General features: G+C 42.2%; 21 protein-coding genes. 15 read left to right on the top strand and 6 right to left on the bottom strand.

From position 1 onward, the window contains the following. Nucleotides 1–36: 36 nt before the first annotated feature. The gene (locus NDN60_RS05845) at nt 37–975 is read right to left on the bottom strand and encodes a LacI family DNA-binding transcriptional regulator (RefSeq protein WP_099947737.1); all 939 of its coding nucleotides are present in this window, start codon (nt 973–975) and stop codon (nt 37–39) included. A 4-nt stretch (nt 976–979) separates the two neighbouring features. Next, nucleotides 980–1,804, bottom strand: coding sequence for an HAD family hydrolase (locus NDN60_RS05840; RefSeq protein ID WP_016265575.1), 825 nt, complete (start codon nt 1,802–1,804; stop codon nt 980–982). A 200-nt stretch (nt 1,805–2,004) separates the two neighbouring features. Here NDN60_RS05840 and pcrA point away from each other — a divergent pair, with 200 nt between their 5' ends. The 3 genes from pcrA (at nt 2,005) to NDN60_RS05825 (ending at nt 7,577) form a co-directional block, all read left to right on the top strand. After that, the gene (pcrA, locus tag NDN60_RS05835; RefSeq protein ID WP_172425603.1) at nt 2,005–4,227 is read left to right on the top strand and encodes a DNA helicase PcrA; all 2,223 of its coding nucleotides are present in this window, start codon (nt 2,005–2,007) and stop codon (nt 4,225–4,227) included. Nucleotides 4,228–4,333: 106 nt separating this feature from the next. Continuing rightward, nucleotides 4,334–6,367, top strand: coding sequence for an NAD-dependent DNA ligase LigA (ligA, locus tag NDN60_RS05830; RefSeq protein ID WP_056947430.1), 2,034 nt, complete (start codon nt 4,334–4,336; stop codon nt 6,365–6,367). An 82-nt stretch (nt 6,368–6,449) separates the two neighbouring features. Next, on the top strand, nt 6,450–7,577 hold the full coding sequence (locus tag NDN60_RS05825; RefSeq protein WP_052039198.1) for a CamS family sex pheromone protein: 1,128 nt from the start codon (nt 6,450–6,452) through the stop codon (nt 7,575–7,577). Between the two features lie 55 nt (nt 7,578–7,632). Here NDN60_RS05825 and NDN60_RS05820 read toward each other — a convergent pair whose 3' ends face one another. Beyond that, nucleotides 7,633–8,217, bottom strand: coding sequence for a hypothetical protein (locus NDN60_RS05820; RefSeq protein WP_011375244.1), 585 nt, complete (start codon nt 8,215–8,217; stop codon nt 7,633–7,635). Between the two features lie 329 nt (nt 8,218–8,546). On the opposite strand from NDN60_RS05820, the gene gatC reads away from it, so the two are divergent. From gatC to NDN60_RS05785, 7 genes are all read left to right on the top strand, one after another. Further along, complete coding sequence (gatC, locus tag NDN60_RS05815) at nt 8,547–8,843, top strand: Asp-tRNA(Asn)/Glu-tRNA(Gln) amidotransferase subunit GatC (protein WP_011375243.1); 297 nt, start codon at nt 8,547–8,549, stop codon at nt 8,841–8,843. Nucleotides 8,844–8,845: 2 nt separating this feature from the next. Further along, on the top strand, nt 8,846–10,312 hold the full coding sequence (gene gatA, locus NDN60_RS05810) for an Asp-tRNA(Asn)/Glu-tRNA(Gln) amidotransferase subunit GatA (protein ID WP_035145703.1): 1,467 nt from the start codon (nt 8,846–8,848) through the stop codon (nt 10,310–10,312). Then, nucleotides 10,312–11,742: an Asp-tRNA(Asn)/Glu-tRNA(Gln) amidotransferase subunit GatB gene (gene gatB / locus NDN60_RS05805; RefSeq protein WP_011375241.1), complete on the top strand. Its 1,431-nt coding sequence runs from the start codon at nt 10,312–10,314 to the stop codon at nt 11,740–11,742. Before gatA ends, gatB begins: the two co-directional genes overlap by 1 nt. A gap of 20 nt (nt 11,743–11,762) precedes the next feature. After that, nucleotides 11,763–12,791 (top strand): diacylglycerol kinase, encoded by a 1,029-nt coding sequence (locus NDN60_RS05800; RefSeq protein ID WP_011375240.1) that lies wholly within the window; start codon nt 11,763–11,765, stop codon nt 12,789–12,791. Nucleotides 12,792–12,873: 82 nt separating this feature from the next. Next, nucleotides 12,874–14,238, top strand: a complete 1,365-nt coding sequence (gene rlmD, locus NDN60_RS05795) for a 23S rRNA (uracil(1939)-C(5))-methyltransferase RlmD (RefSeq protein ID WP_011375239.1) — start codon at nt 12,874–12,876, stop codon at nt 14,236–14,238. Nucleotides 14,239–14,424: 186 nt separating this feature from the next. Further along, nucleotides 14,425–15,723, top strand: a complete 1,299-nt coding sequence (locus NDN60_RS05790) for a PTS transporter subunit EIIC (RefSeq protein WP_082267758.1) — start codon at nt 14,425–14,427, stop codon at nt 15,721–15,723. Further along, on the top strand, nt 15,716–16,603 hold the full coding sequence (locus NDN60_RS05785; protein ID WP_035145709.1) for an alpha/beta hydrolase: 888 nt from the start codon (nt 15,716–15,718) through the stop codon (nt 16,601–16,603). The genes NDN60_RS05790 and NDN60_RS05785 overlap by 8 nt, the downstream gene beginning before the upstream one ends. Nucleotides 16,604–16,702: 99 nt before the next feature. Here the strand turns inward: NDN60_RS05785 and NDN60_RS05780 are convergent, their stop codons facing one another. Together NDN60_RS05780 and NDN60_RS05775 are read right to left on the bottom strand one after the other, a co-directional pair. Beyond that, entirely contained in the window at nt 16,703–17,620 is a 918-nt protein-coding gene (locus NDN60_RS05780; RefSeq protein WP_011375235.1) for an SPFH domain-containing protein, read from the bottom strand. Nucleotides 17,621–17,647: 27 nt separating this feature from the next. After that, the gene (locus NDN60_RS05775) at nt 17,648–17,842 is read right to left on the bottom strand and encodes a hypothetical protein (RefSeq protein ID WP_025016257.1); all 195 of its coding nucleotides are present in this window, start codon (nt 17,840–17,842) and stop codon (nt 17,648–17,650) included. Nucleotides 17,843–17,987: 145 nt separating this feature from the next. Here NDN60_RS05775 and NDN60_RS05770 point away from each other — a divergent pair, with 145 nt between their 5' ends. Then, nucleotides 17,988–18,737 (top strand): GH25 family lysozyme, encoded by a 750-nt coding sequence (locus tag NDN60_RS05770; protein ID WP_076647966.1) that lies wholly within the window; start codon nt 17,988–17,990, stop codon nt 18,735–18,737. Nucleotides 18,738–18,752: 15 nt separating this feature from the next. Then, entirely contained in the window at nt 18,753–19,130 is a 378-nt protein-coding gene (locus NDN60_RS05765; protein WP_011375232.1) for a YxeA family protein, read from the top strand. A gap of 163 nt (nt 19,131–19,293) precedes the next feature. On the opposite strand, the gene NDN60_RS05760 is transcribed toward NDN60_RS05765, so the two are convergent. Continuing rightward, nucleotides 19,294–19,638, bottom strand: a complete 345-nt coding sequence (locus tag NDN60_RS05760; protein WP_011375231.1) for a DUF4828 domain-containing protein — start codon at nt 19,636–19,638, stop codon at nt 19,294–19,296. 213 nt (nt 19,639–19,851) lie between these two features. On the opposite strand from NDN60_RS05760, the gene NDN60_RS05755 reads away from it, so the two are divergent. The 3 genes from NDN60_RS05755 (at nt 19,852) to NDN60_RS05745 (ending at nt 22,847) form a co-directional block, all read left to right on the top strand. After that, a complete protein-coding gene (locus tag NDN60_RS05755) occupies nt 19,852–20,850 on the top strand; it encodes a Gfo/Idh/MocA family protein (protein ID WP_099947736.1) in 999 nt (332 codons plus the stop codon). Nucleotides 20,851–20,862: 12 nt separating this feature from the next. Further along, the gene (locus tag NDN60_RS05750) at nt 20,863–22,209 is read left to right on the top strand and encodes a DEAD/DEAH box helicase (protein WP_011375229.1); all 1,347 of its coding nucleotides are present in this window, start codon (nt 20,863–20,865) and stop codon (nt 22,207–22,209) included. A gap of 302 nt (nt 22,210–22,511) precedes the next feature. Next, complete coding sequence (locus tag NDN60_RS05745; RefSeq protein ID WP_016265558.1) at nt 22,512–22,847, top strand: PTS lactose/cellobiose transporter subunit IIA; 336 nt, start codon at nt 22,512–22,514, stop codon at nt 22,845–22,847. Nucleotides 22,848–22,860 lie beyond the last annotated feature (13 nt).

Here is a 22,860-nt window from a genome sequence, read left to right as displayed (position 1 = left end):
AACGCCTTAACCGTTATTTATGGTTAAGGCGTTTTTTTATGGGCGAATAAATTCCGATTCAAATGCACATTCATGGTGTTGATTGCTGAGGGCCAGTTCAAATGCTTTTTGCCCTAAAGTGAAAAAGTGATGGTCAATCGTTGGCATTTTTAGGAGGAGACTCGAGAGTTGCTTTTCCTGCCCAATTAAAATGGGGACGGGGAGTTGGTGGTCCAAATGATATTGCCGCACGCCAGCCGCGATATCATCACCATTAGTAAAATAGCAATTAAGAGCTGGTTGGCGTGCAATCAGTTGTTCGGCGGCGCGGTAGCCATCTTCAAAAGAGCGCATGCCACCAATCATCAATTGCTGATCCGGCTTTTGGTGAAAAATCTGTTGATAAGCGCCCGTGACAGCCACCCAAGTGGGGCTTTTGGCTAAATTGCGGCTCAAGAGTAGCCCGATTTGTTGAACCTCAAGCGATTTAAGGTAGTTAAATGCGGCTAAATAGGCCGGTTCACGGTTGGAATACACCGCTGAAATATGGTGCTGCCCCGGATTTTCACAGCAAACAATCTGACCGTAGCGTGTATAGTCTTCTAAAACTGCTAGCGGCAGTTCGTGCGAGGTAAAAATCAACGCCGTAAAATTCTTCCGCTTCAACTGCTCGAGGTAATCGAGCTCAACGGTTCGGTTGTACTCAGAAGGCAGTAACACAATGTGATAGCCACTCGAAAAAGCGGCGTCCATGATCCCATTTAAGAGTTGATTGAAATAGGGATGGTCATTGTGTGGTAGGACGACCCCGATATTTTTATTTTGGCCAAAGCTTAAATCACGCGCCAAACTATTGGGGACGTAATCCAGTTGCTTGATGACCGCTTCAATCGCTTCTTTGGCAGCGTCAGACACGTATTTTTGTTGATTTAAAACGCGGGAGACGGTCGAAACCGAATAGCCGCTTTTTCTAGCAATATCACGAATGGTTGGCATGATTTTAACCTACTTTTTGATTAACTTTTGTAATGTATTTTTTAATCCCGTAGCTAAAGCCACTATGATGATTGGTTTTAGTAATAAATTGACCGGCAGCTTGAATTTGATCACTTGCATTGCCCATCACAATTGGGTGCCCGACGATGCTTAACATCGATAAGTCGTTTTGACCTGCACCAAAAGCAGCACAGTCGGCGGGCGTCAAGCCGGCATTTTTGAGAATAGTCATTAAGGCCTGTGCTTTAGTGGCTTGTTGACTGGTGATTTCTACGTACATTGTACCTGATTGTTGGACGGAAAGGCCAGGTAAGTGAAGTTGGTCAATGAATTGTAGAACGGCTGTGCGTTGTTCATCTTCTGGCACCATCAGCATCACCTTAAAAATTTTAATGAATGGATTTTTCAACTGGTCGTCAAAATTAATGATGGTTGGTAAGAGCCCGGTGAGTTGGGCCTCAGTTTCAATTCCGGCATCAATTTTTTGTGTGTACCAATGCTGTAAATCATAAGCACTTAAACTAATGTCGCTAAATTCGGTTTGTAATGCAGCGACTAGTTGTGCGACAGTTGTTGTTACGAGTGGATATTCGGCTAAGACCATGGGGAATAAATCGGTAGGTTTGTAGATGAGGCCGCCATTAAAAGCAACTTGTGGGGTTGTCAGTGCGAGTTGCTCAACCGTCGCCTGCATTTCTTGCGGCGAACGGGCTGAAACTAATGAGATTGGTAGCGGGCTTGTTTTGACCGTTGCGATATCTTTTTCGGAAAGTTGTCCCGCCTGGTTTAACAATGTGCCATCTAAGTCAGAAAAAATATATTTAATCATAATGAATGCCACCTTTCTTGGATTAATGTGAGTATAATTTATGAAACGCGTCCCAGGTCAAGGCATAAGATTGACCAGAATTGTAATCCGGTTACTAAGGCGTGTTCGCTTTTTTCTACCTATCTAGTTTGTTATAATAAAGACTAATTGCAATTACGGAAGGATGACTATATTTGTCTGAACAAGAGCTCTTAAAAGGAATGAATCCCGAACAAGCTGAGGCGGTTCTAACAACTGAAGGGCCACTGTTAATTATGGCGGGTGCCGGCAGTGGTAAAACGCGGGTGTTAACGCACCGTGTTGCGTATTTAATTGAAGAAAAACATGTATTGCCATGGCGAATTTTAGCCATCACTTTTACCAATAAAGCAGCGCGCGAAATGCGCGAACGGGTGGGCAATTTACTAGGCGAAGGTGCTCAAGATGTTTGGGTTTCAACCTTCCATGCCCTTTGTGTGCGTATTTTACGGCGTGAAATTGAACAAATCGGCTATAACCGGGCCTTCACGATTGCGGATCCTTCTGAACAATTGACGTTGATGCGCCATGTTTGTCGGGACTTAAATATCGATACTAAAAAATATGAACCCAAAGCGATTTTAGGGACAATCAGTAAAGCGAAAAATGCGCTTCAAACACCAGCGGACTATCAAGGTTTAGCCAATGGACCGTTTGAAAAGATGGCGGCAAAATGCTATACAGAATATCAAAAACGACTCCATCAAAACCAAGCGCTTGATTTTGATGATTTAATCATGCAAACAATTCGCTTATTTAGAGAAAATAAGGAAACTTTGGCACATTATCAAGAAAAATTCCAATACATTCACGTTGATGAATACCAAGATACCAATGAAGCGCAATACACATTGGTGAATATGTTAGCTGAGAAGTATCAAAACCTCTGTGTTGTTGGGGATGCCGATCAAAGTATTTATGGTTGGCGGGGTGCTGATATCAGCAATATCATGAACTTTGAACATGATTATCCAGACGCTAAATCAGTGATGTTGGAACAAAATTACCGGTCAACCAAGACCATTTTGGAAGCCGCTAATGGGGTCATTAACCGCAATACTTTCCGGAAACCAAAGGAATTGTGGACCCAAAATGAAGAAGGCCAACCGATTACGTATTATCGAGGCCAGAGTGAACGCGACGAATCTTTATTTGTCATCACGAAGATCCAAGAAGAAATGCAAAAAAATAACCGTAAATACGGCGACTTTGCAGTGTTATATCGGACTAATGCGCAATCTCGGACAATTGAAGAAGCGTTTGTTAAAGCTAATATGCCTTATAAAATGGTCGGCGGACACAAATTCTACGACCGGAAAGAAATTAAGGATATCCTCGCTTATTTACGTTTAGTCGTTAATGCGGCCGATTCAATGAGTTTTGAACGGATCGTCAACAGCCCTAAACGGGGGATTGGCCCTGGCACGCTTGAAAAATTAGGGCAGTTTGCCGATGATCACCAATGGTCATTATTGGAAGCGGCACAAAATGCTGAATTATCAACGATTCCCGCTAGAAGTCGCAATACTTTAATCGACTTTGGGAACGTAATTGGCGATTTAGCGAAGATGCGTGAATTCTTAAACGTGACGGACTTGACCGAACAATTATTGGACAAGACCGGCTACAAGAAGGCACTTGAAGTTGAAAATACACTAGAATCACAAACCCGTTTAGAAAATATTGAAGAATTACTATCTGTAACGAAACAATTTGATGAGCATTATGAACCCGAAGAAGAAGACAGTGATTTATTTGTGGACTTCTTAGCGGAATTATCATTGGTTTCTGATTTGGATTCTGTTGAAGAAGAAGCTAGTGAAGTCACGATGATGACCTTGCATGCGGCTAAAGGCCTTGAGTTCCCAGTAGTCTTTTTAATGGGGATGGAAGAAGGTATTTTCCCACTATCACGGGCGTTATTGGAAGAAGACGAGTTAGAAGAAGAACGGCGTTTGGCGTATGTTGGAATTACCCGTGCTGAAAGTAAGCTTTATTTAACGAATGCTTATTCACGGATGTTGTATGGTCGTCAACAAAGTAACCAAGCTTCACGATTTGTTGGTGAAATTGATGATAAATTATTGGATTACGCGAACGGCAATGCCGGCAGTATTCCAGAACGTAAGCTACCATTTGGCAAGTCGAATAGCTACGCCAGAGCAACCGCTACGACGTATAACGGGCCTAAAACAACCACTAGTCATAAAATTGCCGATACAACCGGTGGCGATAAGAGTGGTAGTTGGCAAGCGGGCCAAAAAGTCCAACATAAGAAGTGGGGCATTGGCACAGTCGTCAAGGTCAACGGCACAGGCGGCGACCAAGAACTAGACATCGCCTTCAAGGAACAAGGTGTCAAGAGACTACTAGCAAGCTTCGCACCAATAGAAAAAGTAGAATAAAGTGCGCAAGCAGGCGATTATACTCTGATGATTAGTGTAATACCGTGAATAACCGGAAGAGTATGCCTAACAGAGCACGTTTCAATCCAACAAAGGAGTGTCCAATATGGGTTTAGCCAAACCAGTTGAAGATTATACCCAGAGTGAGGCGGCTTCACTTGCGCAACAATTGCGCGATCAATTAGCCGACTACAGTCAGGCGTACTATACACAGGATGCGCCCTTAGTGGAAGATCATGTGTACGATGAGTTGTATCGTGATTTAGAGCAGCTCGAAGCCGCTTTTCCGGTGATTGTGACCAATGATTCACCAACTCAAAAAGTCGGTGGCCAAGTCTTACCAGGTTTTACAAAGGTCACGCATGAGATTCCCATGTTATCGATGGGGGATGTCTTTTCTGAAGCCGAGTTGGCAGCGTTTGACCAACGGTTACGAAAAAATACGGCAACGGAAATCGAGTATAATGTCGAGTTAAAAATCGATGGCTTAGCGATTGATTTAATTTATGAAAAAGGCCGCTTTGTCCGGGGGGCCACGCGTGGTAACGGGACAATTGGTGAAGATATTACTCAGAATTTAAAGACAATCAAGGCGATTCCGCAAAAACTAACGCGTCCCGTTTCAATTGAGGTCCGCGGTGAATGTTACATGCCCAAAGCGGCTTTTGCAGATTTGAATCAAAAACGGGAAGCAGAAGGCCAAGAACCGTTTGCTAATCCACGGAACGCGGCGGCTGGTAGTTTACGCCAATTGGATGCTAAGGTGGCAGCTGCGCGTCAATTGAGTGCCTTTATCTATACGATTGTCACGTTTGATGATGTGCAGGCGACAACGCAAAGTGAGGCCCTCCATGTTTTAGCTGAATTAGGTTTTAACGTGAACCCAACGTCTGTTGTCTGCCAAAATATGGCTGAGGTACAGGCGTTTATCGAACAATACCAAGGGACACGGAACGATTTGGCGTATGGCATTGATGGGGTTGTTTTAAAAGTAAATGATCTTGCGCTCCAACGTCAATTAGGCAACACGGTTAAAGTGCCACGCTGGGAAATTGCCTATAAATTCCCACCTGAAGAAGCAGAGACCGTCGTTCGTGAAATCGAATGGACCGTTGGCCGAACTGGGGTTGTGACACCAACCGCGGTTATGGATCCGGTTCAACTAGCTGGGACGACCGTTTCACGAGCATCATTACACAATGCGGATATGTTACGCGATAAAGATGTTCGATTGCTTGATACAGTGCTCTTGCACAAAGCGGGAGATATTATTCCAGAAATTTCGCAAGTTGTTTTAGACAAGCGTCCTAGCGATAGTCAAGTTTATGCCGTACCAACGACTTGTCCATCATGTGGGCACGATTTGGTCCATTTGGATGAAGAAGTAGCGTTGCGTTGCATTAATCCAATGTGTCCGGCTCAAATGAAGGAACAACTCACCCATTTTGCTTCTCGGAACGCGATGAATATCGATGGCTTAGGGCCACGGATTATTACCCAATTGTTGGCAAAAGAGTTGATCCACGATGTGGCCGATTTATACCGGTTAACAGCGGATGATTTAGCCCAATTGGATAAATTTAAAGAAAAATCTATTAATAATTTATTAAATGCAATCGATGCTAGTCGCCAGAATTCGCTAGAAAGGTTATTATTTGGGTTAGGGATTCGCCATGTGGGCGCTAAAGCTGCCCGTTTATTGGCTGAACATTTCCAAACATTAGCAGCCTTGATGGCGAGTGATCAAGAAACTATCATTACGGTTGATACGATTGGCACGATTATTGCTGACAGCCTTGTGACTTATTTTGCGGATAGTCAGGTGCAAACCTTGATGGCAGAATTAGAAGCAGTCGGTGTTAATTTAACCTATACGGGTGTTACTAAAGCCCAAGCGGCAACTAGTGACAGCTACTTTAACGGTAAGACGGTTGTTTTAACAGGTAAGTTAGAACAGTATACGCGTGGTGAATTGAAGCAATTGCTTGAAGACAACGGCGCGAAGGTCACAGGGTCTGTTTCTAAGAAGACGGATGCGTTAATTGCGGGGCAAGATGCCGGTAGCAAACTTGAAAAAGCACAGTCATTGGCAATCCCCGTTATTAACGAAGCTGATTTAGATAATTATTTGGCGCAGTAGGTAAAGTTCGGTATAATAACCAAGAGCGCGCGTTTAATTCATTTAACGCGCTTTAATCGGAATTAAGGAGGCACCATTCTCAGTGGCAAAGTATAAAATATGGGTCGTTGCAGCAGCAACTCTTTTATTGTTAGCAGGTTGCACAAGTCTTCCAGGCACTTCATCGAGTTCAAGTAGTAAAGCGACTAAAAAATTACAAACAACGGGTAAAGTGACCGATAGTATGTATGAAGGCGTAATTGATAATGGTCAGTATAAAACTAGCCAGACTCGGGGATTAACAACGCAACAGAGTAACACCTCTTTTGATGTTAAGAGTCTTGAGAGTGGGCTTCTTAAACTATCCAAGGAACAATTTCCCACTTCAAAATATGTTTTCCAAGAAGGGCAAAGTTTAAAGACCGCCCAAGCGCAAAAATGGTTAGCACGTAAATCTAAAACGAATACAGAGGGCTTAAACCCCGAAGATAATGGCCAAAAAGATCCGAATAAACGGAATCCAATTTATCTCCAACAAATATTGGAACAAGATTATTTAGGTGAAGATGGCAGTATGAAAGGCATGAGTATTGGCCTAGGGATGAATCAAGTTGATTACTATACCAAGGAACAATACGGTGCAACATTTGAAACGAAGATTTCAAAAGCGATGATGACGCAACAAGGCAAACAAATGGCTAATAAAGTTTTAAGCCGGATGCGTCAAAAGAAGGGCCTCAGCGATACGACAATTGTCATTGGACTTTATAAACAAGCCCCTAAGGATAGTTTAGTTGGTGGCACATTCTTCGCTTATGGGGTCAGCAAAAAAGGCAGCACAACGATTGATTCATGGCACGAATTGAATCAAGAAAATCAAGTGCTACCAGTTGTAAATGATGAAAAAGCAATTAATCAAGACGACGCGACAGCTTTTAACAGTTTTAAAACACAAGTTGAAACGTTCTTCCCGAACTTAAGTGGTGTGACCGCTCAGACGCATTATGAAGAAGGCGTCTTAGCAGGCATGAATATCACGGTTAATACGCAATTCTACAGTGAAACGGAAATTATGAGTTTTACACAGTATATTGCGACGGCCGCGGATAAGTATTTACCGCGTAACATTCCGCTTGATATCTCAATTACATCTGCGGAAGGGATGCAAGCCTATGTTGGGCGTGCATCAGGCAGCAAAGGCTTTACCACACACGTTTTCGGTAGTTATTAAATAAGAGATTCAAAAAGCTCCCGGCAATCAGTTGATTGCCGGGAGCTTTTTTTAATTATAGGCCTTTGATAGCATGTGCGATCATTTTTTCTAGGGGTTGCATCACTTGTGCTGAAGCCCAGTCAAATGTGAGTTGCTTAATCGTTGCAACACTTGGCATTGGTTTGAACTTTTCTTTTTTAGGTTGTGCTTTTTTAACAGGTGTTGCTGTTTGTTTAGTAGTAGTAGTTGCTGCTTCTGGTGTTTGTTGTTCGCTAACGGCAGGTGCTGCTTCTGCAGTAGGCTGAGCAGCTGTTTGGGTTGTTGTTGCAACGTCTTCAGTATCAGCTGTTTCGGCAGGTGCTGTTTGGCTTGTTGTGCCATCAGCATATTCCCAATAGTGCTGTGTTTGACCGTTGACAGTTTCTTCAACTTCAACAGGAGAATCGTCGGTGAAGTCCATATCTAGCCAAGCATCATTCACCTCTTCTTCAGCCGCCCGTTCTTCTGCAGCTTTTGCTTGCATTTCTGGGGTGATGCCTGAGAAAGTAACACCGACAGTAGAAGTAGCAGCTGAAACGGATTGATGTTGAATTGTTAGTCCGGCGAATAGGCTAAGGCTAGCAACGGCTAAAAAACGAGTAAATGATGTAATGGTCATAATAAGTTCCTCCTTGTAATAATGGTTAAATGATTATTTCTTCTAACGTATTTGTCTAGTCAATTATATAAGTTTGAACGTATGGTTGTCTACCATTAATTGTTATGAATCATATCGATTACTAATGAGTTGTATAAGATATATTGTTACCAGTAATGATAAAACTAATTAGGGTAAAAAGTTTGAGATAGCAACTAATGGTAACGATTACATGAATAAGTTATAGAAAACGACCAAATTCCGGGGGATGTCACTTTCATCTAGGGCAATATATGGTAAAATTAATCAGAATGGATAAATAGTGACTGAATTAGAAAAGGGGTTTACTCATGATTGATAAAAAACAAGTTCAGCATGTCGCAGAACTTTCCAAATTAGCTTTCAGTGATGAACAATTAGAACAATTCACTGAACAACTTGCCGACATCATGAAAATGACTGATGAATTAAACGAAGTGGATACCACAGGTGTTCCCGTAACGACTCATGTAAATGGCCTCAAGAACATTGTTCGCGAAGATGTTGCCCAACCAGGGACAGATCGTGAAATCTTAATGAAGAATGCACCAGATTCAGCAGACGGCTTATTGAAAGTCCCTGCCATCATGGACAAGGAGGAAGCCTAACCGTGGATTATTTAAACGAAGATTTACAAAGTGTTCATGACAAACTAGTTGCTGGTGACTTAACGGCTAGTCAATTAGTAACGGATACATTAGAAACGATTAAAACCAAAGAACAACAAGTTGATGCTTTCTTAACCATCGATGAAAAAGGCGCTCAAGAAGCAGCTGCCAAAATCGATGCGCAACCAATCGATGCTGATAACTTATTAGCAGGGATGCCAATTGGGATTAAAGATAACTTATTGACAGACGGTGTCACAACGACAGCTGCTAGCAAGATGCTTGCTAACTTCAAACCCGTTTTTGATGCGACTGTTGTTGAAAAATTAAAGGCTAAAAAGGCCATCATGATTGGTAAAACCAACTTAGATGAATTTGCCATGGGTTCTTCAACAGAAACATCTGCCTTTAAGAAGACTAAAAACCCTTGGGACCTTGATAAAGTGCCTGGCGGTTCTTCAGGTGGTTCTGCAGCAGCTGTTGCCGCGGGTGAAGTGGTCGCTGCTTTAGGGACAGATACTGGTGGTTCAATTCGCCAACCCGCTGCTTTTAACGGGATTGTCGGTATCAAACCAACTTATGGCCGTGTGTCACGTTGGGGTGCGATTGCTTTTGCTTCAAGTCTTGATCAAGTCGGTGTCTTCAGTCGAACTGTTGCTGATAACGCAACTGTTTTACAAGCCATCAGTGGTCATGATGAAAAAGACAGTACCAGTGCTGATTATGACGTACCTGATTTCCGGGCTGCTTTAAACGGCGACATCAAGGGCATGAAGATTGCCGTTGCCAAAGAATATATGGCAGAAGGTGTTGAACCAGCTGTTAAGGCCCAAATCGAAACAGCTATCGAAACTTTCAAGTCATTGGGTGCAACGGTTGAAGAAGTTAGCTTGCCACATTCTCAATATGCGGTTCAAACTTACTACATCATTGCTTCAAGTGAAGCCTCATCTAACTTGTCACGTTTTGACGGGATTCGTTACGGCTACCGTTCACCTGAAGCTAAGACGCTTGAAGATGTTTACGTTAAATCACGTTCTGAAGGCTTTGGCGATGAAGTGAAACGCCGGATTATGCTTGGCACATTTGCTTTATCATCAGGTTTCTATGATGCTTACTTCAAAAAAGCGGGTCAAATGCGGACCTTGATTATTCAAGATTTCGAAAAGGTCTTCGAAGATTACGATTTAGTTGTGGGTCCTACAACACCAACAACTGCCTTCAAGTTAGGTGACAAGGGCACGGATCCTGTCACAATGTACATGAATGATATCTTAACGATTCCTGCTAACATGGCTGGCTTACCAGCAATGTCAGTACCTGCTGGTCTTGTTGATGGGATGCCAGTTGGTTTACAAATCATCGGGAAAGCCTTCGACGAAGAATCAGTTTATCGTGCCGGTTACGCCTTTGAACAAGCCACAGAATTTAACAAAAACGTACCAAGCTTTAAAGGAGGACAAGCCTAATGAATTTCGAAACAACAATCGGACTTGAAGTGCATATTGAATTAAAAACCAACTCAAAAATGTACAGTCCATCTCCTGTTAATTATGGTGCAGAACCTAATACCAACACGAATGTTATCGACTGGGGTTATCCTGGGACATTGCCAACTTTGAACAAGGGTGCTTACACGCTTGGGATGATGGTCGCAACAGCACTACATGCTGATATTGCCCGTGATACACATTTTGACCGGAAAAATTATTTCTACCCAGATAATCCAAAGGCTTATCAAATCACACAATACGAACAACCCCTTGGTAAAGACGGTTATATTGAAGTCGAGATTGATGGTCACAAAAAACAAATCGGGATTGCTGAATTGCACGTCGAAGAAGATGCTGGTAAGAATACGCATGGTTCAGACGGCTATTCATACGTCGATTTAAACCGTCAAGGAACAGCCTTGATCGAAATCGTCTCAAAACCTGATATGTCAACACCTGAAGAAGCCTATGCTTACCTTGAAACCTTACGTCAAATCGTTCAATTTACGGGCGCATCTGATGTTAAGATGGAAGAAGGGTCAATGCGGGTGGATACCAATATTTCTGTGCGACCAATCGGCGCTAAGAAATATGGTGTTAAATCAGAATTGAAAAACTTGAACTCATTTAACCATGTCCGTTTAGGGTTGGCTTATGAAATCAAGCGTCAATCACAACTCTTGATTGCTGGTGAAACAATTCGTCCAGAAACTCGTCGTTTTGATGAAAAATCAGGCGAAACCTACTTAATGCGGGTTAAATCTGGTGCGGATGATTACCGTTACTTCCCAGAACCAGATCTACCACCAATGCACATTGGCGATGACTGGTTGAAAGAAGTGCAAGACAATATGCCTGAAATGCCTGCTAAACGCCGGACACGGTATGTTGATGAATTAGGCTTACCAGAATATGATGCGGGTGTCTTAACGAACACGAAGGAAATGTCTGACTTCTTTGAAGCAGCTGTTGCCAACGGTGCCGCACCTAAACAAGTTTCTAACTGGTTGATGGGCGAAGTGAATGCTTACTTGAACGACAAGCAAATTGACCTTCAAGAAACCGCATTAACACCAGAACATTTAGCTCAAATGATCAACTTGATCAAAGACGGTATTATTTCATCGAAGATTGCTAAAAAGGTCTTCCAAGAAATTATCCAAAATGATACGGATCCAAAAGCGTGGGTTGAAGCTAAAGGGATGGTTCAATTATCAGACCCTGCTAAGTTGACACCAATCATCACAGGGATCCTTGATGATAATCAACAATCAATTGACGATTTCAAAAATGGTAAAGACCGGGCAGTTGGCTTCTTAGTCGGTAAGATTATGAAGGAAACACGCGGTCAAGCTAATCCGAAAGTTGTTAATGATTTATTGATGGCTGAATTAAATAAACGATAATCGAGAATTAGGAGATTCATATGCAAAAACGTGCACGGTTAATTTATAATCCAACTTCAGGACATGAAGTAATGAAGCGAAGTGTTGCTGATATTCTGGATATTTTAGAACAAGCGGGTTATGAAGCGAGCGCTTATCAAACAACACCTGAACCAGCATCTGCGCAAAAAGAAGCGACACGTGCTGCTAAAGATGATTTTGATTTAGTGGTTGCCGCCGGCGGTGATGGCACGATCAACGAAGTGGTCAACGGGATTGCCGGACTGGCTAAACGCCCTAAAATGGCAATTATTCCTGCCGGGACAACAAATGATTACGCGCGCGCTTTGAAGATTCCACGTGACAATCCAGTCGATGCAGCGAAAGTGATTTTAAAAAATCAAACGCTCAAAATGGATATCGGTCAAGCAAACGATAATTATTTTATGAACATCGCCGGGGGCGGCTTGTTGACAGAGTTGACGTATGAAGTACCTTCTGATTTCAAATCAATCTTTGGTTATTTAGCGTATATCGTCAAAGGCGCAGAAATGTTGCCTCAGATTAAGCCCATTCAAATGCATCTTGAATACGATGAAGGGACTTATGATGGTCAAGCATCACTCTTCTTATTAGGCTTGACGAATTCTGTCGGTGGGTTCGAACAGGTGGCGCCAGATGCCCAACTGGATGACGGTAATTTTTCATTAATCGTCGTGAAGACGGCTAATATGGCTGAATTGGTTCATCTGATGGCACTTGTCCTAAAAGGTGGCAAGCACGTTGATGATCCACGGATTATTTATACGAAGACGTCTAAGTTAGTGGCTCGACCAGCTGACGAAAACGACAAGATGATGATTAATCTAGATGGTGAATACGGTGGCGATGCGCCAATGACTTTTATTAACTTACAACAACACATCGAAATGTACGTTAATAAAGAGGCCATTCCAGATCACGCAATCACAACGGAGACACCAGAAGAGCTTGCAGCAGAAGATCAATTCGTCAAAGAAGTCGAAGAAATATCAAAAGAAGATATCGACGGTGACGGTAAAATAGGTTAAACTAAACTATTAGGCGAAAAGAGTCCGGCGCAAAACTCAGTTTTGTTTCAGACTCTTTTTAAACAACAAAAAAGAGGTTACTATGAAAATTCAAGCACCAGTAAGAAAAAATGAAAAGTTAACGGTCGATATTATGGATTTGACCTATGAAGGCATGGGTGTTGCCAAAGTTGACAATTACCCATTATTCATCGAAGGTGTTTTACCTGATGAACAAGCCGAAGTAGAAGTCACAAAGGTCAACAAACAATACGGTTTCGCACGTTTGGTTAACTTATTAAAGAAAAGCCCAGATCGTGTTGAATCAAAAGCTAATATCTACTCACAAACTGGGATCGCACCACTTCAACACTTGGCATACCCAGCGCAATTAACGTTTAAACGCAATCAAATCTTAAATGTTTTCCAAAAAGCGCATTTGGATATTCCAGTCCAACCTACACTTGGGATGACTGATCCAACTGGTTACCGTAACAAGGCTCAAGTACCTGTTCGGTTTATCGATGGTGCCTTAATGACCGGTTTCTACCGGAAACACAGTCACCAAGTGATGCCAATGGAAGATTTCTACATCCAAGATCCTAAGATTGATGAAGCAATCAAAGTGGTTCGTGATATCTTACGTCGTTTCTACATCGATCCATACAATGAAGATACGCATAAGGGTGTTTTGAGAACAATCATGGTTCGTCGCGGTTATTACAGCCACGAAATGATGATTGTCTTCATCACACGTAGTAAGAAATTACCTGCTGCCCGTGAAATTGCCATCGAAATCAAGAAGGCTCTTCCAGAAGTGGTCAGCATCATGCAAAATGTTAATGCAGCCCAAACAAACGTCATTTTTGGTGATCAAACAAAATTAATCGCTGGCCGTGACTTTATTCGTGATGAATTAATGGGCTTGAAATTTGAAATTTCAGCACAATCATTCTATCAAGTGAACCCAGTGCAAACAGAAGTCCTTTACCAAAAGGCAATTGAAGCAGCTGAATTAACAGGCAATGAAACAGTGATCGATGCTTATTCAGGTATCGGGACAATCTCATTAGCAGTGGCTAAACATGCTAAGCAAGTTTACGGCGTTGAAGTCGTTGAATCAGCTGTCATGGATGCCCGTCATAATGCTAAAATCAATGCGATTGATAACGTTGAATTCACACTCGGCAAAGCCGAAGATGTGATGGCCCAATGGCAAACAGACGGCCTTCAAGTCGATGCTTTAATCGTTGATCCACCACGTAAAGGCTTGGAACCAAGCTTTATCGAAGCTGTTGGTCAATTGAAACCTGCTAAGATGGTTTATGTCAGCTGTAACCCAGCAACATTGGCACGTGACTTAGACTTGTTAGCCGCACAAGGTTACCAAGCAGAAGGCACACAACCAGTGGACATGTTCCCACAAACATTACACGTAGAATCAGTAACAAAATTAGTACTAAAATAGAGTGCGACATCAGCCGATTATCTGTTAAACACAAGAATCAGCTTTAAAGACCACTAAAAAGGCCGTTTAATCCTCATCATCGAGGGTTAGACGGCCTTTTTAGTGGTCTAGGGAAGAAAGTCGTGCAAAATAGAATCGTTTCGGCTAGAATAAAGCCAATAAGAGAAATGATAAGAGGGTTAACAGATGAAAGTAATCGTTCAATCTAAATTACTGTTATTTGGGCAATGGATCACGCGGGTTCAAACCAATCATCCATTGTATCAAATTATTCAAAGGAGTTTAACGTTGTTGTTTCCGTTTGTGTTAATCGGTAGTTTAAGCCAATTAATTCAACTGACATTGTTTAATCGCCATAGTTTTATCGCCAGTATTTTTCACTTTTCAACTTGGTTAACGAAGCATAATTATATGCAGGTGCCGTTTAATAGTCTAACGAGTTTAACCTTAGGGATTGTGGCAGCAATCGCAGCTTTTGCAACAGCGCGCTATACGGCCAAGTATTATGGTCGGGACGAACAACTGGCAAGCATCACAGGCTTAGTGGCCTATCTTTTATTAGCCTTGCGGTATACGCCCAACGGTGAATTGACGTTTAATGCGAATTTGTTGGGGATGGGGGCGCTCTTCTTCGGCTTACTCGTCGGTTATCTGGTAGGTCTTGTTTTCAGATGGCTAGGGAAAGCGCAACAGGTTGCTAATCCGAATAACGGGTCAATTGTGGGGCGTTCATTGGATTCGTTAGTGCCAATTAGCTTAGTGGTCGTCACTGCAATTTTAGTGGGGTTGTTACTCAACTGGTTGGAAATTTCAATTCTACCGGATCAAGTCATCTTAAAATTACAGAATTTAAAAGCCAATCAAACGAGTTTGATTTTTTCACTCGGAATTGGGGTACTCGTTACAATCTTGACATTCTTTGGGTTAACCAGCATGCCAACGCTTGAGCAGTTTGGCCGTGATGGGTTTGCCGCAACGGCTAACCTAAATTACGCCTTCTTGCACCATACACCATGGCACGTACCTTATCCGTTCACGTTAGGAACACTTTACGGACCATTTGGGGCCATTGGTGGGACTGGTGGCACCTTGGCTTTAGTAATCGCTATTTTTCTTTTCAGTCGTCAGCGTGATCAGCATTTGATTGGCCGCTGGTCGTTGATGCCGGTCCTCTTTAATTTCAACAGTGCCGTTTTAACCGGACTACCAGTCTTAGGAAATGGGTTATACATTATCCCGTTTCTGCTGGTGCCACTGGTTAATATGGGGATTGCGGCCCTGGCGATTGCACTCAATTTGATGCCGGCGGTGGTTTATAACGTGCCACTGGGAACGCCGGGGTTGCTACAGGCGTTTATTGGGACTAACGGTAACTGGATGGCATTGGTGATTAGTTTGCTAAACGTGTTCGTCGGCGTTTTAATTTATAAACCATTCATCCAACTTGCAAATCGTTTGCAGGAAGGAGTTGACCAAGATGTCTAAATTACAACGTAAAAGTTTAATTCTCCTTGGCTTGAGTTTTCTATTTTTAGGCGCGATGATGTGGCCTTCTGCACAATGGACGCGCCAAAACGTCGCAACTTTAACTAAACGCCATGATTCTAAAATGTCTCCGGTGATCTTCATTCCTGGGAGTAGCGCGACTCAGAATCGTTTTGATGAGTTGGTTACCAAACTGAATAAAAAGCGGGGCAATAAGCATAGTTTATTGAAACTAACCGTGGATACCAATAATCACATCAGTTATTCTGGCGAAATTAAGCCGCGGGATAACGAACCTTTTATCGTGGTTGGCTTTGAAAATAACAAAGATGGCTACAGTAATATCAAGAAACAGGCTAAATGGTTCTCAATCGCGTTTACGGCGTTAGCCAAGAAATACCAGTTTAATAATTTTAAAGCAGTCGGGCATTCGAACGGTGGTTTGATCTACACCGCCTTTTTAGAGAATTACTTCAATCGGGATGACATTACCGTTAAAAAATTAATGACGATTGGCTCACCCTATAATTTCGAAGAAACGTCGCTGGCCCATAAATCGCAAATGTTAACGGATTTTATCGCCAATCGGAAGAAGATTCCCTCGAACTTGTCGATGTATTCCATCGCGGGGACTGAGAACTTCGAAAATGATGGGATTGTGCCGGCTCGTAGTGTTGAGGCTGGTAAGTATATTTATCAGGGTCAAGTCAAGCATTATACGGAAATCACGGTTACCGGGGATCAAGCGCAACACTCCGATTTACCGCAGAACCAGCAGATTATCAATCTACTCGAGCAATATATTTTAAGTAAGACGACCAATCGAATGAATCAACCGCCAAAAGCGGGGGCCAATTCGGATGACGAGCAAGAGCACTAAAAAAAGAAGTGTAACTTATAGAACACGTTAAAACGATAATTATTCGGATACCAAAAAGAAGCGGCGGACAAATATATTGTCCGCCGCTTCTTTTGTATGTTATAGATGCTTGTCTTTATTTGCTAATAATTCGCCAACTGCTGGGAGGCTACCTAAGCTGTCAATTGCTTTGTTAGGGAGCACGATGGTGTTATTTTGGCCATCGGCAACGTGTTCCATTGCTTCGATGTTCTTGAATTGCAAGTAAAGTTCGCCGTTATTCACCAAACTAGAGTTGATTAAGTTAATTTGATCCTTAACCGCTTCAGCGACGGTTCTTTGACTTTGCGCTTTCCCTTCAGCTTCCAAGATTTGGGTTTGCTTGTTAGCTTCGGCTTCTAGAATATTGGCTTCCTTAACCCCTTCAGCCTTACGGATGGCAGCGGCTTTGAGCCCTTCAGCTTCCATAATATTGGCTTCTTTTTCACGAGAAGCACGGAGTAATTTGTTCATTGATTCTTGAATATCATGTGCGACTTGAATGGAATCGATATTGACCCGATCAACATTTAAACCGTAGCCGGCGGTCACAGCACTCAATTGTTCAAAAAGGGTGTGATTAATTTGTTCTGTCCCGTTTAAAACATCGTTTAAATCCATATTCCCGATAATCCCACGCAGTTGGGCCCGAGTATCTTGTACCATACTCAAAACAGAATCCTTATTCTTGTAAACATATGAATTAACATCTGTGATGTGGTATTTAAGTGTTTCTGAAATCATGACCACAACGTTATCCTTAGTGATAACTTCTTGTTCCGCTACTTTTAACGGAATTTGTTTCATGTTAACTACTTCAGTGATGTGGTATAAAAATGGGAAGACAAGGTGGAAACCAGGTTCCAAGGTCTTCACGTAAACCCCAAGTCGTTCTAAAATGCCCACTTCACCAGTATGGATCAAGGCAAAAGATGAGAATAAAGTGATGGCAATTAAAACTAAAATGACAATTAATAAAATCGTTAGAAAAATACCCATACTAAAAACTTCCTCTCCAAAGTAAAACTAGTATTCTAAAACATTGTGTTGGGCCGTAACTGTTAAGTATAATGGTGATACATCAGTGACGACAACCAGTAGACCAGTTTCCGCTGGTCCCGCAACACGGTAATGATATAAGACGCCGAAAAAAGAAATCACGCCCGCCGATTGTGCATCGGGCAGCTGGAATGTTAACCCCAGTAAACGCTCATCTAGCATAATCCGCCTCCTTTGAACATATTGTAGACCATTCAAGTGAAAAGGCAAACAAAAGTGACAACGACGAACAAAATTGTTAGGTCGCTTGTTTGCAGTTAATGAAAATAGTAAACTAAGCGTATTAAGCTTAAGTTGGGGTGAAACGATGAAACGTCGAATGACGCCGATTTTTCAAGATAGTTTTCAAAAGCGCTACTGGCGCCGAATAGTTTTACTAAGCCTCTTAGCGATTGCAGTGATCACCGGTATTTGGTGGTGGCTCCAGAATCGAACCGACCGGCCTAACGAGCAACAATATCCCGTCTTAGGGGCTCAAATTAGCCAAGAAGATGGCTACCAAGATTATCAGATTTTGAAAAAAGAAAGCCTAAAATTCGTTTATCTAAAAGCGACCGAAGGGGCTTCCTATAAGGATGATAATTTCGATAGTAATTACAGTCGGGCAGAGGGCTCGGGTATGTCAGTGGGGGTTTATCACTTTTTTAGTTTTGATAGCTCACCTGAAGACCAGGCGCAACAATTTATCAAATCAGTCGGGCAAGATACCGGACATCTACCAATTATGGTTTATCTTTCCTATTACAATGATTACGCACAAAAACCACCGGCAAAAGCCAAGACGCAACGGGCAATTGCCCGGTTTGTGACGCTCGTTAATCAGTATTATCACCAAGATTGTATCATCGGTGGTGCGCCGGCATTATTGAAGCGCTATGTCCCAACCAAGGGCACTTATCCACTGTGGCAAACAACGCAACAACGGCCAACAGTTGGCACTAAGAACGGTTTTTGGCAGTATACCACTGCCAGCAAAATACCTGGTGGCCGAGACGACTCAGAATATCAATTGGCGGTTTTCACCGGTACGCCGCAAGAATGGCAAAAACTTAAATAGAAATGGAGCCTAAATATGTTTAAACGCAAAGGCTGGTTATTATTAATCATCATCGTGATTTTCTTTATTGGCGGCAGCTGGGGAATTAAGGAATATTATTACGGTGGTGAAACCTATTACACACAAATTACAACTGACGGCACGAAGCAGGTCGATAAGGACACAGAAGGTAAATCATATGTTTCTTACCAATACGACCTGCCCGCATACGATCAGGCTGGCCATCAAAAAAAGGTGAGCTTTAATAGTGCTAAAAGTTCACGCTTACAAAAACAAGCCTACCTTGAATTAAAGGTTAACGATCGCAAAGGTGTGATGTCATGGCAAAAGGTAGACAAAGCTGATTTACCAAAAGCAGCCGAAAAGGCATTGGCTAAACAATTAAATAGGTAAAAAAAGAAGTCGCCCAAATTATTTTGGGCGGCTTCTTTATGTATGGATTGGCTTTTATTCACTGCCTCTTGTGCTTAACCACGCGTACTAAACGACCGATTTCATCGGTCATTCAGCACGCTCAGTTAATGCTCAGAATCAAAACGGTTGAAAAGAGCACTCTTTATTTGATTGGGTATTCCGTGTCTTCTGCTTCGTCGTAGATTGAAACCGGTTGGTGGTTTTCACATGTAATTTTGAGTTGGTAACCAAAATGGTCGAGAAAAATAAGCTCGGTTTCACTTAATAAAATTACTTTGCCAGTTAGTGGTTTGTGATCAATCTGGATGAGTAAGTTTGGCGTGATTTCAAGCGTATGTCGTTTATGCGTTTTTTCATCATCGAAAGTCCAATGACCCGCGTAAAAAGTTGCTGTTTTACTGGCTTGAGTGGACCGGGCCTTTTGTTGATATTGATGAATCGTTTGATCAAATAATTCTCGTGGTTTTTTAAATTCAAAAATTCGCATAGTCACACCTCAATTACTCTCTATTTTAGCACGAATTACGTGCCTTGCGTGCAATTAATTATCGGTCTTAAGGCGGATTTTATTAAGAATTATTAAAGAACGCGATTATTTATTAAAATGCTTAATTGAGGCCACTAACTAGTAGTTGATTTTAATAGGTTTTTCTAACGAAAACCCGTATACTAAAACTATTAATTGAAGGAGTTGACTGACATGCAAAAATTAGGCATTATTGGTACAAACTGGATTACAGGACAATTTGTGAATGCTGCACGTGAGGCAGAAGCGTTCGAATTGACAGCGGTTTATTCAAGAACTGAAGAAAAGGCAGAGCAATTTAAAACAGACTATACTGCCCCTGAAGCAAATACGTATACAACCCTCACTGGCTTTTTTGGAAGCCGGGATTTTGAAACCGTTTATATTGCATCCCCCAACAGTTTACATTTTAAACAAGCCAAACAAGCAATTGAAGCCGGTAAAAATGTGATTGTCGAAAAGCCGGCTTTCAGTAATCCGGATGAAATGGCAGATATGATTGCCTTATTAGCGGATCATCCCGATCAGTTCTTATTTGAGGCCGCCCGCCAAATTCATGAAGCTAATTTCAAAATTGTGCAAGACGCGATTGCCAAATTGCCAAGTATCAACGGGGCAACTTTGTCGTATATGAAATACTCATCTCGCTATGATGCCGTTTTAGCAGGTGAAGAACCTAATATTTTCTCACCTCATTTTTCAGGTGGGGCCTTACAAGATTTAGGCGTTTATGTTGTTTACGATGCACTCAGCTGGTTTGGCCAACCCATTACGGTTGATTACCAAGCTGAAATGCTACCAACTAAGGTGGATGGTAAAGGGGTCGCAACCCTTCATTACCCAGATTACGATGTGACTTTAATCTTTGGTAAGACAGTGGATTCATATTTAACATCAGAAATTTATGGCGGCCAAAGCACAATTGTCTTAGATAATGCGGGCACAATTGGTCAAGTCGATTTATACGAAGATGGTGGTCAAAAAATAACATCTCTCGGCGAACAATCACTTGCTAATCCGATGATGGCTGAAGCGGCAACTTTTGCAACGATTATTGCTAATCACGACACAAAACGGTATCATGAATTATTACAACTAAGTCAATCGGTCAATGCCGTTTTATATCAATTAAGACAACCGGCCGGGATCCAGTTTGATGCAGATCAACATTAACGGAGGCAATACATGAGCGTTTCACCATTATTTCAAGCACTATGGGATGAACAAGGGTTTAAGGACCTTTCCCCAATTCAAGAAGCAGTTTACCAACCTTTAAAACAGGATAAATCAATTTTAGGCTTAGCCCCAACCGGTTCAGGGAAGACACTTGCATTTTCGCTCCCCTTATTAGAAAAGATTATGCCCGGTGAAGGTCTCCAAGTCTTAATCTTGGCCCCTTCACAAGAACTCGTCATTCAAACACGAGATGTCATTCAACCTTATGCCAAGGCGATTGACTGTAACGTCCAAGCGATTACTGGGAAAGCTAATGTTAAGCGCCAAATTGAACGATTAAAGACGAAACCAGAAATTATCGTTGCAACCACTGGCCGTTTATTGGAACTCAGCGAACAACGCAAGATAAAATTCCATACGCTACAAGCCATTATCATGGATGAAGCGGATGAATTATTAACGGACAGTGGCTTATCAGAAACCCGCCACATTGTGCAAGAATCACCAGCTGATGTGCAATTGGGCTTCTTCTCAGCAACTTCAACGGACACATTAACCGATTTAGAAACTTGGTTTGGGGTCCCAATCGAAACAATTGATGTGCGGTCAATCGACAAAACTGGTGGGGACGTATTACACGCCTTCATTCCAACTGGTAACGCGCAAAAAGTGAATGTCTTACGGCATTTAGCGCACCAAAAGAATTTTAGAGGCTTGGTAATTTTCAACCAATCTGCCCAATTACTACAAGCAGCTCAAACCTTGAAACACCAAAAGGTAACATATGCTGCTTTATCCGGCCAAGGACGCCAAACAGAACGGCAAAAGGCGTTAAAAGACTTCCGTGAAGGTAAGATTCAACTGCTTTTAGCGACAGATGTTGCTGGGCGGGGCTTAGATATTACTGACTTACCATACGTGATTAACTTTGACGTGCCCAATGCTAAAATTACCTATATTCATCGGGCTGGTCGGACTGGTCGGATGGGTCGCGAAGGAACGGTATTAACGTTGGGGAACCAACATGATGGCCGTAACTTGCGGAAATTGTTGGCACCAGAATATGATTTAGTAACTCGTTATTTGGTCGGCGATCATTTGGAAGAAACCAAACCAGCAGTTGTGAAGGAAGCCGCACCGGTTCAAAAAACTGCTACCACCCCAACGCCACAACCAACGAAAACCCCAGTCGCTGATGACAGACCAATGGGTGAACGAAGCAAGGCAAAAGTGGCTAAGAAACCATTGCCAACACGCCAACCGGCTGAACCTTTGAAACCAAAACGTAAGAAAAATCGTAAACGCGATCAAAAGAATAAGGGCTACCACAAGAAAAATAAAGATTTAACGGTCTAGCCCAAACGGAAAAGAAACCTTAATTTAGTTAAGGTTTCTTTTTTATTTGGTCGCAATTGTGAGAGAGTGGGCAAGCTATTAATTGACAATTCTAGTTAAGCGTTTACAATATAAGTAAGGGTTTTATTTCGTTTGACGGACACTTGAGCGAACGGGCTCGCTGGAAATTGACTTTTAATTTGTAAGCCTTTTATCTAAATTGGACAAGACCACGTTAGACTTAAGTTATCCCTAATGGCCTTGGTACCACGAAGGGCAAGCCCGAAAGTCAGTGACGAGCTAAATTTTAGGAGGTGCCGACAATGGCAGATGAACAAAACTTAGAAACAATCATGGGATTGATTATTAATGGTGGGAACGCCAAAAGTAGTGCAATGGAAGCAATTCAGGCCGCTAAGAAGGGTGACTTTGACCAAGCTGCTGCTAAATTACAAGAATCAGACGCTGCATTATCAGAAGCACACAATGTCCAAACAGGGATGTTAACTAAGGAAGCCAGTGGCGACCATATTGATGTCACTTTACTAACCGTTCATTCTCAAGATCATTTAATGAACGCTATTACGTTCAGAGACCTTGCCGGCGAAGTTGTTGATGTCTATCGTAAGATGGCTGGTTTACCTGTTGAAACGTACTAAAGTTAGAGAAAGA

It is taken from the genome of Latilactobacillus sp. (assembly GCF_033176295.1).
In the GTDB taxonomy this organism is placed as follows: Bacteria; Bacillota; Bacilli; order Lactobacillales; family Lactobacillaceae; genus Latilactobacillus; species Latilactobacillus sakei.
This window is presented reverse-complemented; position numbering and strand designations above follow the sequence as displayed.